The sequence below is a fragment of the Streptomyces torulosus genome, from assembly GCF_001419765.1.
GTDB classification, from domain to species: domain Bacteria; phylum Actinomycetota; class Actinomycetes; order Streptomycetales; family Streptomycetaceae; genus Streptomyces; species Streptomyces torulosus.
In genome coordinates this window covers 1-11,615 of record NZ_LIRK01000348.1, presented here as the reverse complement: position 1 = coordinate 11,615, position 11,615 = coordinate 1, and the positions used below count along the sequence as shown (strand labels likewise).

At 72.1% G+C, this 11,615-nt stretch carries 10 protein-coding genes and 1 pseudogene; 4 read left to right on the top strand and 7 right to left on the bottom strand.

Translation table 11 applies throughout. The annotated features are described in order from the left end of the window. Positions 1-11: 11 nt before the first annotated feature. Together AOK23_RS24015 and AOK23_RS24010 are read right to left on the bottom strand one after the other, a co-directional pair. Positions 12-1,523 (bottom strand): S8 family serine peptidase, encoded by a 1,512-nt coding sequence (locus AOK23_RS24015; protein WP_055714735.1) that lies wholly within the window; start codon positions 1,521-1,523, stop codon positions 12-14. A 49-nt stretch (positions 1,524-1,572) separates the two neighbouring features. Beyond that, positions 1,573-1,902, bottom strand: coding sequence for a hypothetical protein (locus tag AOK23_RS24010; protein WP_055714734.1), 330 nt, complete (start codon positions 1,900-1,902; stop codon positions 1,573-1,575). Between the two features lie 192 nt (positions 1,903-2,094). On the opposite strand from AOK23_RS24010, the gene AOK23_RS24005 reads away from it, so the two are divergent. Together AOK23_RS24005 and AOK23_RS24000 are read left to right on the top strand one after the other, a co-directional pair. After that, positions 2,095-3,561 (top strand): purine-cytosine permease family protein, encoded by a 1,467-nt coding sequence (locus tag AOK23_RS24005; RefSeq protein WP_055714733.1) that lies wholly within the window; start codon positions 2,095-2,097, stop codon positions 3,559-3,561. Beyond that, positions 3,558-4,235, top strand: coding sequence for a cysteine hydrolase family protein (locus AOK23_RS24000; RefSeq protein ID WP_079049653.1), 678 nt, complete (start codon positions 3,558-3,560; stop codon positions 4,233-4,235). Before AOK23_RS24005 ends, AOK23_RS24000 begins: the two co-directional genes overlap by 4 nt. Here the strand turns inward: AOK23_RS24000 and AOK23_RS23995 are convergent. Continuing rightward, complete coding sequence (locus AOK23_RS23995) at positions 4,211-5,500, bottom strand: alpha-L-fucosidase (protein ID WP_055714732.1); 1,290 nt, start codon at positions 5,498-5,500, stop codon at positions 4,211-4,213. The two genes, AOK23_RS24000 and AOK23_RS23995, sit on opposite strands and share 25 nt — an antisense overlap. Before the next feature lie 174 nt (positions 5,501-5,674). Between AOK23_RS23995 and AOK23_RS23990 the strand changes: the two are divergent. Beyond that, positions 5,675-5,911 (top strand): annotated as a pseudogene (locus AOK23_RS23990) (hypothetical protein); the annotation flags it as partial. Between the two features lie 151 nt (positions 5,912-6,062). Beyond that, complete coding sequence (locus AOK23_RS23985; protein WP_055714730.1) at positions 6,063-6,482, top strand: SseB family protein; 420 nt, start codon at positions 6,063-6,065, stop codon at positions 6,480-6,482. Positions 6,483-6,564: 82 nt separating this feature from the next. On the opposite strand, the gene AOK23_RS23980 is transcribed toward AOK23_RS23985, so the two are convergent. The 4 genes from AOK23_RS23980 to AOK23_RS23965 all read right to left on the bottom strand — a co-directional run. After that, on the bottom strand, positions 6,565-6,963 hold the full coding sequence (locus AOK23_RS23980; RefSeq protein WP_055714729.1) for a MarR family winged helix-turn-helix transcriptional regulator: 399 nt from the start codon (positions 6,961-6,963) through the stop codon (positions 6,565-6,567). A gap of 56 nt (positions 6,964-7,019) precedes the next feature. After that, entirely contained in the window at positions 7,020-9,257 is a 2,238-nt protein-coding gene (glgB, locus tag AOK23_RS23975; RefSeq protein ID WP_055714728.1) for a 1,4-alpha-glucan branching enzyme, read from the bottom strand. A gap of 4 nt (positions 9,258-9,261) precedes the next feature. Continuing rightward, the gene (locus AOK23_RS23970) at positions 9,262-10,644 is read right to left on the bottom strand and encodes a maltokinase N-terminal cap-like domain-containing protein (protein ID WP_055714727.1); all 1,383 of its coding nucleotides are present in this window, start codon (positions 10,642-10,644) and stop codon (positions 9,262-9,264) included. A gap of 29 nt (positions 10,645-10,673) precedes the next feature. After that, a partial coding sequence (locus tag AOK23_RS23965; protein ID WP_206336276.1) for an alpha-glucosidase C-terminal domain-containing protein occupies positions 10,674-11,615 on the bottom strand: 942 nt, incomplete at its 5' end.

The window sequence follows — 11,615 nt, the reverse complement described above, 5'->3', positions numbered from 1 at the left end:
TTCCCGGACCGTCAGCGGAATCCGTCGACTGCGAAGGACAGGGCCGCGTCGACGTTCACCAGACCCGCGCCGGTCGCCTCGTCCGGGCCGATCCGCGCCGGACGGTTGAATCTCGGATGGTTCGCGCCGATGGTGACGTCGACCGCCGTCGCCGCGAGCGCCTCGACGACCTGGGCCGGGGTCAGCTCCGGGCGGGCGCCGAGCAGTACCGCCGCCGCGCCCGCGACCTGCGGCGCCGCCGCCGACGTACCGGAGAACAGCGCCCATCCGTCGTTCGGCGCCGTGTCGTCGCCGCGCTCGGGCCGCTGCCCGTCGCCCTGCACTCGGCTCTCCGACACGTCGAGCGCGCAGCCGGGCGGCACCGGCAGCATCAGGTACTGCGCCCGGGGCCGCATCCCGACCAGACCGGACACGACGGGCACCACGACACCCTCGAACCAGGGGCTCGCGTACCCGCTCGCGTAGTCGGAGGCCCGCAGCTCCAGTCCCGGCCCCACGAACACCCCGCCGACCGAGAGCACACCCGGTACCTGCGGTTCCATTGCGAACTGGCCGTTCATCGCGGAGAAGACGACGGTAACGCCCTGCTCGATCGCGTCCCGGATCTCCAGGGCGAACACGTTGTCGGTCTCCGTCGGCGGACCCACGGGCGGGAAGGTCCGCGACCCGCCCCAGGAGTTGGTGAGCACCTGGGGGGCGCCCGCGGCCTTCGCGGTCACGCAGTCGGCCTTCGCGCGGATGAACGCCGTGAACGCGCCCGTCAGGTTCCCGGAGTTGTCGCTCGCCCGGTAGGGCCGCAGCTCGGCCCCGGGCGCCACGGCGAAGACGTTCGCCGACTCCCCGGTGCCGTGCCCGATGGGGTCCTGCGCGGGGTTCGTGCCGGGCAGGACCGCGACGGTCGGCGCGATCCGGTAGCCGTGCGCGGCGAAGTAGGTGTGCGGGAACTGCCCGGTGTCCACCATGGCGACCTGGACCCCCGCCCCCACCTGGCCCCGGGCGTGGGCGCGGGTGGCGCCGAGCAGCATGGCGACGTCGCCCGGCAGCCGCAGGTGGAACCGGTCGACGTTGGGCGGCTGCGCGGACGGCACCAGACGTGCCGGTGTCCTCGGCGACTCCAGCGTCACGGCCTCGATCGCGTCGGTGCCCGGTACGTCGCCCACCCCGTGGGCCTCGGGCTGCCGCTCGCCCACGATGTCCAGCTGGGTCACGTACCGGATGTGGTCCATCTCGACCTGGTGCAGGTCCTCGTACGTCTCGAGCCGCCCGCCCGTCAGTTCCTCGTACGCGGCGGGCGGCCCGCTCACGGCGAAGCCGAGGCGGCTCTCGGCGGTGACGGTGAGTCCGGCCGCGAGGAGGTACGCCTCGGCGCGCTCCTGGCTCTCCGGGTCGGTCCGGAAGGGCTCGGCCGCGTCCCACCGCGTGGCCCGGGTCATGGGCACCCCGCCCCGCGACCGGGCGGACACATAGCCGTACACGTGCTCCGGCGCGGGCTGCCCGTACTGGGGCGTCATGGGGAGCGTCATCGGGTCCTCCAGGGGTCGCCGCGGGGAGGGCGACCGGGACGGTCGTCGCTCAGTCCGGGAAAGGGGGGTCGGCGTCCGGGAATGGGGTGTCGGTGCCGAGGGCGGGCAGCGGCAGGACGGTGACGGACCGTGCCGTACCTTCGAGCGCCGCCGGGACGGGGAGGGACCGGGGTTCCGCGCGATCGCCCGGAGGTTCACCGAAGGCCTCGGTGAACCGGTCGGCGGTGCCCGTGAGAAGGGCGCCCGCGGCCATGGGCGTCACATCGAGCCCGTGTTCGCCGGCCCAGTCGGCCAGCCCGCCCGCCGGTGCGTCGGCGCGCAACCGCACGAGGGCCTCGACGAATTCCGCTCCGGAGCCGTCGCTCTGTTCCGCTGCCACGGTGTCTCCGGTCTGTTGTGTTGGCGGTCCCCCTTTCGATGCTGACAGCTGCGGTAAATATGTGCAAAAGGGGTACTTCTCCTGTCGGGGTGGGGGCCACACCGCCCGTGCGGGCGCCTCCTTGACGCGTCTGACCGGCACACCTACGTTCCCCTGGACGTGATCAGCCGCGATCAGACAGGCAGGTCGACGATGACGGACGCCCCACGCTCCGACGACACTCCCTCGGTCCGCCCCCTCCAGGTGGAGACGCACGGCCTCGACGTGATCGGCGACGCCGACCGCAAGGGCACCCCACGCACCCTCTTCTGGCCCTGGTTCGGCGCCAACGTCTCCGTCCTCGGCATGAGTTACGGCGCGTTCGCCCTCGGCTTCGGCATCTCCTTCGGGCAGGCCCTGGCCGCCGGGATCCTCGGCATCGTCTTCTCGTTCCTGCTGTGCGGTTTCGTCGCGGTCGCCGGGAAACGCGGCTCGGCGCCCACCATGGTGCTCAGCCGCGCCGCCTACGGGGTGCGCGGTAACCGGCTGCCCGCGGCCGTGTCCTGGCTGCTCACCGTCGGCTGGGAGACCGTCCTGTGCGCCCTCGCCACGATGGCCACCGCGACCGTCTTCCGCAGGTTCGGCACCGGCGGGGGCGACGAGACCAAGGTGGTGGCGCTCGTCCTCGTCGCCGCGCTCGTCGTGGTCGTCGGCGTCATGGGCTTCGACCTCATCATGCGCCTCCAGACCGTCATCACCGTCGTCACCGGGATCCTGACGCTCGTGTACGTCGTGCTGGTGGCCGACCACATCCACTGGTCCACCGTCAGCGCCGTACCTGCGGGCTCCGCCCAGGAGTTCATCGGCGCCCTCGTCTTCATGATGACCGGCTTCGGCCTCGGCTGGGTCAACGCGGCGGCCGACTACTCCCGTTACCTGCCCCGCACCGCCTCCGGCCGGGGCGTCGTCGGCTGGACCACCTTCGGCGCCTCCCTGGCCCCGCTGCTCCTGCTGGTCTTCGGCCTGCTCCTCGCCGGCTCCTCCGCCGAACTCGGCGAGGCGATCGCCCTCGACCCCGTCGGCGCGCTCACCACGCTCCTGCCCACCTGGTTCCTGATCCCGTTCGCCGCCGTCGCCGTGCTCGGTCTCGTCGGCGGCGCGGTCCTCGACATCTACTCCTCCGGACTCGCCCTGCTCGCCGCGGGCCTACGCGTGCCCCGCCCCCTGGCCGCGCTGGTCGACGGCGTCCTGATGATCGCGGGCGCCGTCTACATCGTCTTCTTCGCCGACGACTTCCTCGGCCCGTTCATCGGCTTCCTCACCACGCTCGGCGTGCCCGTCGCCGCCTGGTGCGGGGTGATGCTGGCCGACCTGCTGCTGCGGCGCCGCGACTACGCCGAGGAGGACCTGTTCCGCCCCGACGGCCGCTACGGCGACATCCCACCGGGCCCCCTCCTGCTCACCCTCGCCGCCACGACCCTCGGGTGGGGCCTGGTCACCAACACGGCGGCGGGCTGGCTGGACTGGCAGGGCTATCTGCTCGGCCCCCTCGGCCTCGGCGGCAGGACCGGCGACTGGGCCTTCGCCAACCTGGGCGTCCTGATCGCCCTGGCGGTCGGCTTCCTCGGCACCCTGCTGCTGTCGCGGGGCCGGGTGCGGGCGCAGGAGGGACGCGCATGACCACGAACCCGTCCCACGGCGCCCCGGACGCCCCGCTCACGGACCCGTCCCACGGCGCCCCGGACGCCCTGCCCGCGGAGTCGCCCCACGACCTCCCCGACGCCCCGCCCGGTCTGCTCGCCGTCATCGACATGCAGCGGGTCTTCGCCGAACCGGACAGCCCCTGGGCCGCGCCCCGCTTCGACGAGGCCGCGGCCGGGGTGCGGCGCCTGTTGCCGGCGTTCGGCGACCGCGTCGTGTTCACCCGCTTCATCGCGCCGGAGCACCCCGAGGGCGCCTGGCGGGCGTACTACGACCGGTGGACCTTCGCCCTGCGGCCGGCCGACGCCCCGCTCTGGCACCTGGTCGACGACTTCTCGGAGGGCCACACCGGTGGCGCACGCCACCTCCTGGACGCGCCCACCTTCGGCAAATGGGGCCCGGACCTCGCCGCCCGCCTCGGCGGGGACGGGCGCCTGGTCCTGGCCGGGGTCAGCACCGACTGCTGTGTGCTGTCCACCGCCCTCGCCGCCGCCGACGCCGGGGTCGAGGTGCTGGTGGTCGCCGACGCCTGCGCCGGCGCCGACGACGACTCCCACGCCAAGGCCCTGCACGTACTGGGCCTGTACCGGCCCCTGGTGCGGGTGGTGACCGTCGACGAGGTCCTCGCTCAGTCGCGCCCCGCGCCCCGGTAGAGGTCCAGTTCCCCGTCGAGTTCGACGGCGAGCACCGTCGCGTACGGGTCGAGGTCGGCCTCGTCGGGGGCGTCGATCCAGGTCACGCCGGGCACCGCGTCGAGGCCGCCGATCACCCGGTGGTCCAGTTCGGTGCCCGTGCCGAGGACGGTGACCCGGGTGACCCGGTTGCGCAGTCCCCGGACCGCCACGGACTCGCGCGGCACGTCGAAGCACATCAGATACAGGGTGCGCCGGTCCGCGGAGAGCGTGCTGGGGCCGTAGTGATGCCCCGCGGGCAGCCCGGCGACCGTGCCGTACACGGCGTCGGAGTGGCGGCCGATCCACGTGCCGAGCCCCTCCAGCCGCTCGATCTGCTCGTCGGTGATCGTCCCGTCCTCGCGGGGCCCGACGTCCAGCAGCAGATTGCCGCCCATGCCGATCGTCTCGGTGAAGTAGCGCACCAGTTGGCGCACCGACTTGTGGTTGTCGTCGTGGTGCTGGAAGCCCCATGAGTCGTTGACGGTGAGGCACAACTCCCACGGGCCGTCGGGTGCTTCGAGCGGCACGCCCTGCTCCGGGGTGGCGTAGTCGCCGTGGCTCAGCATGCGGGCGTTGAGGACGGTGTCCGGGTTCTCCGCGAGGATCAGCCGGGCCAACTCCTCGATCCGCCACTGCTGTTCGGTGCGTTCCCACTCGCCGTCGAACCAGAGCAGGTCGGGGCGGAAGCGCTCGACCAGCTCACCCACCTGGGCGTCGCGGTAGGCGAGGAAGCGGTCCCAGGCGGCGGGGTCCTCCTGGCCGGGCGCGGCATGGGAGTACGGGTTGGCGTCGTTGCCACCGGGGTGGCTCTGCGGCCACCGCTCGATGTCGGGGTGGCGGAGGCTCGCGTAGTCCGGGTGGCTCCAGTCGGAGTGCGAGTAGTAGAGGCCGACCTTCAGGCCGCGCTCGCGCAGCGCGTCGACGTACCCGGCGACCAGGTCCCGGCCCGCCGGGCTCCGCCGGACCACACTCAGGTCGCCCTGCGCGGTGTCCCACAGGGCGACACCGTCGTGGTGCCGGGCGGTGAGCACCGCGTACCGCGCGCCGACGCGGGCGAACAGGTCGGCCCAGGCCCGCGGGTCGTAGCGGGAGGCGGTGAAGCCGTCGAGCTGTTTCATGTAGTGCTCGTGCGTCACCTCGCCCCAGTAGAAGGACCAGGACTCGGGCACCCCGTCCACGGCGTAGATGCCGTAGTGGAGGAAGATGCCCAGCTTGGCGGCGGGAAACCAGGGTTGCATGGTCATGCGCCCACGCTAGGCGGAGCGCCTCGGCGGGCGCGTGGGCGCCGGTCACCACTACTGGTCGATTCTCACCCGCCGGTCCCACCCGCCGCCCGACGCCTCGATGCGGTTGCCCGCCGTGCGCGCCCCTTCCGCGGCCTCCCCTTGCGCCACGACCCTCTCCCCGCCACTGGTGCGGCATCCGCACGCCGCTGCACCGTCGGGGCGACGGACAGCTTCGCCCTGGTCACCGTCACCGGCGCCGCCACCTTCACCGGCGTCCCGAACGGCACCTACCGTGACGCCGTCACCGGCGATGTCAGGACCGTCACCGACGGCAGGCTCGCCGTGTCCGCGCCCGGCGAGGGCAAGCTGCGGGTGTGCGTGCTGAACGGCTCCGGCTGGGTCGGTGCCGACGGACCGTGTCCGAAGTGAGGTGCTCGCCTGCGCCCCGTCCGCAGCACCGGCATCGGCGGGGCGTCGGCGGGGCGCAGGAATGGCTGTCCGTGGATCGGGTACGCGAGGGGCGTCGCGCCCGGTACGGATCTTGTCCGGGCGGCCCGTCCCCACTATCAGGGATCTTCCAATGGACATACCCGCCAACAACCATCCCGCGCCCCAGGACGCCACACCGGCCCAGCAGGCGCTGACCGCCCTCGCCCTCGACAACGGCGACACGGCCGCGCTGGACACCCTGGCCGGAAGCGACGTCCTGGTCCCCGTGCCGGACGACGCCGACGACGCTGCCCTGAACGACCCCACGGCCGTGGCGCTGCCCGTCCTGGAGCAGCCCGGAGGCGAACAGGTCGTCCCGGTGTTCACCTCGGAGCCGGCGATGGCCGAGCTGCTGCCGTTCGTCTCCCGCTACCGTCTGGTACCGCTCGGGGCCCTCGCCTCCCAGTGGCCCGACAGCGATCTGTCCCTGACCATCGACGCCGGCTCACCGTACGGCCTGACCCTCGACGCCCATGACGTGGGCACCCTGCTGGGAGGGCACGACTTCTGACCTCCACCGTCCAGGGAGGGGGCCCGAGGCGTGCACGGACCTCGCAGCCCCTTCCCGGGAGAGGGCGCCGCACCGGCCGGCGTCAGTCGCCGCGCAGCGTCCTGGCCAGGACGTCGCGCTGCAGGGGCAGCACCTCGGAGTGCAGCGAGCGCCCCTTGTCGGTGAGCGCGACCCGCACCCCGCGCCGGTCCTCGGCGCAGACCGAGCGCGTGACCAGGCCGTCCTTCTCCAGCCGTGCGATCAGCCGGGACAGGGCGCTCTGACTGAGGTGGACCTTCCCCGCGATGTTCTGCACCCGGCAGTGGTCGTCCGCGTCCGCGGCGGCGAGCCCGGACGCGAGGACGTCCAGCACCTCGAAGTCGCTGGCCCCGAGGCCGTGCGGATGCAGCGCGCGGTCGATCTCGCACATCGTGCGGGCGTGCACCGCGAGGATGTCCCGCCACCGCTCCTCGAGCCGGGCATCGGCCGTGTTCGCTGCCATATGTGCACGGTAACAGAGGGTGCGGGGGAGGCCGTCCGCGCAGTTCACGCCGGGATCTACACGGGCTTGAGCCAGATCGTCGCCAGCGGCGGCAGGGTCAGCCGGAGCGTGGCCGGACGGCCGTCGTAGGGGGCGGGCTCGGCCTTCACCGGGTCGGGGTTGACGACGTCACCGCCTCCGTAGACGGCGGCGTCGGTGTTGAGGACCTCCTGCCAGGCGGAGACGTCGCCGGGCGCCCCCAGACTGTAGTCGTGGCGGACCACGGGGCTGAGGTTGGAGACGGACAGCAGCGGGGTGCCGTCCGCGGCGAGCCGCAGGAACGCGAAGACGTTGTCCTCGGCGGCGTCGCCCTTCACCCACTGGAACCCCGCCGGATCACTGTCGCGCTGCCAGAGCGCCGGGGTGCCCCGGTAGAGCGTGTTCAGATCACGGACCAGGTCCCGCACACCCCGGTGATCGGGCTCCGCGCCGTACCCGGGGTCGAGGAGCCACCAGTCGGGGCCGTGCGGCTCGGACCATTCGCCGCCCTGGGCGAACTCCTGCCCCATGAAGAGGAGCTGCTTGCCGGGGTGCGCCCACATGAAGCCGAGATAGGCGCGGTGGTTCGCCCGCCGCTGCCACCAGTCGCCCGGCATCTTCGACACCAGCGCCTGCTTGCCGTGCACCACCTCGTCGTGCGAGATCGGCAGCACATAGTTCTCGCTGTACGCGTACACCATCGAGAACGTCATCTCGTTGTGGTGGTACTTGCGGTGCACCGGCTCCTTCGCCATGTAACCGAGGGAGTCGTGCATCCAGCCCATGTTCCACTTCAGGCCGAAGCCCAGCCCGCCGCCGTCGGTCGGCCGGGTCACGCCGTCCCAGGCCGTGGACTCCTCCGCGATGGTCACCACGCCCGGTGCCCGCCGGTACACGGTCGCGTTCATCTCCTGGAGGAAGGCCACCGCGTCAAGGTCCTCACGTCCGCCGAACACATTCGGCGACCACTGGCCGGAGTCACGCGAGTAGTCGAGGTAGAGCATCGACGCGACCGCGTCCACCCGCAGACCGTCGACGTGGAACTCCTCGCACCAGTACACGGCGTTCGCGACGAGGAAGTTGCGGACCTCCGTGCGCCCGAAGTCGAACTCGTAGGTCCCCCAGTCCGGATGCTCGGCCCGCCGCCAGTCCCAGGGCTCGTACAGCGGCTCCCCGTCGAAGCGGGCCAGCGCCCAGTCGTCCTTGGGGAAGTGCGCCGGGACCCAGTCCATGATCACGCCGATCCCCGCCCGGTGCAGGGAGTCGATCAGATGCTTCAGGTCGTCCGGGCCGCCGAGCCGGGCCGTGGGCGCGTAGAACCCGGTGACCTGGTAGCCCCAGGACCCGCTGAACGGGTGCTGGGAGACCGGCATGAACTCCACATGCGTGAAACCCAGGTCCCTCACATACGCCGGAAGCTCCTCGGCCAGCTGACGGTACGTCAACCCCGGTTTCCAGGAGGGCAGATGGACCTCGTACACGGAGAACGGTGCCTCGTGCACCGGGGTGTCGCCGCGCCGCGCCATCCACTCCGCGTCGCCCCACTCGTGGTGCGAGACCGTCACCACGGACGCCGTCGCGGGCGGCACCTCCGCCTGCCGTGCCATGGGGTCGGCCTTGAGGAGACGGTGCCCGTGCCGTGAGGTGATCTCGAACTTGTACCGGGCGCCCTCACCGACGCCCGGCAGGAACAGCTCCCACACCCCGGACGACCCCAGTGACCGCATCGGGAACGCCGTACCGTCCCAGCAGCCGAAGTCCCCGGCGACCCGCACCCCTTGCGCGTTGGGCGCCCACACCGTGAATCGGGTGCCGGCCACACCCTGGTGGACCATCGGTTCGGCACCCAGCGCCTTCCACAACTGCTCGTGGCGGCCCTCACGGATGAGATGCAGATCCAGGTCGCCGAGCGCCGGAAGGAACCGGTACGGGTCGTGGATCTCCAGGTCGGCGTCCTCGTACGACACCAGCAGCGTGTAGTCGGGGATCGCGTCGAGCGGCACCACCCCCGCGAAGAGACCGTCGCCCTCCGACGAGAGGTACGTGCGCACCCCGTCGATGACGACCCGCACGGCGTGCGCGTACGGCCGCAGCGCCCGGACGGCGATCCCACCGGGCACCGGGTGCGCGCCCAGCAGGGAGTGCGGGTCGTGGTGGGCGCCCGCCAGCAGCCGTCCCCGGTCCTCGGCGGACAGGGGAGGGGCACCCGCGAAGGTGCCCGGCGGGTGCGGCGGCGGACCGGCCGACTCGGGGGGAGTGATGTCGCGCAGGGCCACTGCTTCAGCCTCCTCTTACGGCGAGACGCTCGATCGCCGCCATCGGTACGGGGAGCCAGTCGGGTCGGTGCCGTGCCTCGTACAGAACCTCGTACACGGCCCGGTCGGTCTCATACGCGCGCAGCAGACCGTGCTTCTTGCGCGGGTCCCAGCCGGCGCGGGCGGCATAGCCCGCGCAGTACGCCTCACGGCACAGGCGCGCCCACTCAGGGCGCCAGGGTCGTCGCTGCCGGGCGGCGTAGTCGAAGGAGCGCAGCATCCCCGCGATGTCCCGCACCGGGGACTGGGCGCCGCACCGCTCGGCGAGCGGACGGGACGGCTCGCCCTCGAAGTCGATGACGAACCACTCCCGGCCGGCCCGCAGCACCTGGCCGAGGTGCAGATCGCCGTGGATGCGCTGTGCGGGTGGCCCGGCATCGCAGGTGAGCAGCGCACGGAACGCGGTCCGCAGCCCGGGCACGTACGGCCGCAGCGCCGGCACACTGCGCGCCGCCGCGTCGAGCCGCTCGGTCATCGCGGCCGCCGTCCGCGCGTTCTCGTCGTGCTCCCCGGCGGGGAAGGCCGACGCCAGCGCGAGGTGCACCTCCGCCGTGGCCCGCCCCAGTTCACGGGCCTGCGCCGTGAAGTCGTCGCCGGCGGCGAGCGCGCCCAGCGCCAGCGTCCAGCCGTCGGAGGCGTCGGGCAGGAACGGCTGGAGCACACCGAGGGTCGCCGCGAACGGACGGGTCGTCCGGAACCACGCCACCGGCGCCGGTACCCGGCCGCAGCCCTGGCCCGCCAGCGCGCCGGGTACCTCCAGATCGGGATTGACGCCGGGCTGGATGCGCCGGAACACCTTCAGGATGAACGCGTCGCCGTACACCAGCGACGAGTTGGACTGCTCGGCGTCCAGCAGCCGCGGCGCCAGCCCGGCCGGTACGTGCGCCGACGGATCCGCCTCGAAGCGCAGCGGGCCCGCCGCGCCGGGGTTCCGCAGCCGCTCCAGCAGCAGGTGCGCCGACCGGGGGTCGTACAGCGCGTCGTAGACCGTGTGCCCCGCGAGCGGACCCTCCTGCACCTGCCCGATGAGGGCCCGGCCCAGGCGCGGCGCCGGATGGTCCCGTACGCCGAGCAGCAGTTGGTAGCAGTCGCCGGCCGGGGGAGTGCCGCCGGGAGCCGGCACCCCGCCGTGACTGCTGTGACCGGCATGACCGGTGTGCACCAGGAGATGCAGACATCCCGGATACAGCTCCGTCATGGACAGCAGCGTGAGGTCCGTGACCGGCCGGTCCTTGCCGGCGAACCAGCGCTGCCGGGGCAGCCAGTCGCGCAGCAGTCCCGCGAGCGAGGTCATCAGGTCGGCGGCGCCCCTGTCGCTGCTCGGCCGGAGCAATGCGGTCTTCGGCATGGTGACGCGTCCTTTCACCGGCCCACGCTTCAACGCCCTAGGGCAGCGCGGGAGAGGACTCGGGAGAGCCGGAACCAGTAGAAGCCGTGGCCCGCGAGGGTGAGGAGGTAGGGGAGTTCACCGATGGCGGGGAAACGGACCTGGCCGATGAGTTCGACGGGGTGGCGTCCGTCGTAGGCGCTCAGGTCGAGTTCGGTGGGCTGTGCGAACCGGGAGAAGTTGTTGACGCACAGCACCAGGTCGTCCTTGTACTCGCGCAGATAGGCGAGGACCGCCGGGTTGGACGAGTGGAGTTCCGTGTACGACCCCAGCCCGAAGGCGGGGTTCTGCTTGCGGATCTCGATCATGCGGCGGGTCCAGTGCAGCAGCGACGAGGGTGAGGACATCGACGCCTCGACGTTGGTGACCTGGTAGCCGTAGACCGGGTCCATGATCGTGGGGAGGAACAGCCGCCCCGGATCACTGGACGAGAAGCCCGCGTTGCGGTCCGGGGTCCACTGCATCGGCGTGCGGACGGAGTCCCGGTCGCCGAGCCAGATGTTGTCGCCCATGCCGATCTCGTCGCCGTAGTAGAGGATCGGCGAGCCGGGCAGGGACAGCAGCAGGGCGGTGAACAGTTCGATCTGGTTGCGGTCGTTGTCCAGCAGGGGGGCGAGGCGGCGGCGGATGCCGATGTTGGCGCGCATGCGCGGATCTTTGGCGTACTCCGCGTACATGTAGTCGCGTTCTTCGTCGGTGACCATTTCGAGGGTGAGCTCGTCGTGGTTGCGCAGGAAGATGCCCCACTGGCAGTTGGAGGGGATCGCGGGGGTCTTGGCGAGGATCTCCGAGACGGGGTAGCGCGATTCCCTGCGCACCGCCATGAAGATCCTCGGCATGACGGGGAAGTGGAACGCCATGTGGCATTCGTCGCCGCCGCTGGTGTAGTCGCCGAAGTAGTCGACCACGTCCTCCGGCCACTGGTTCGCCTC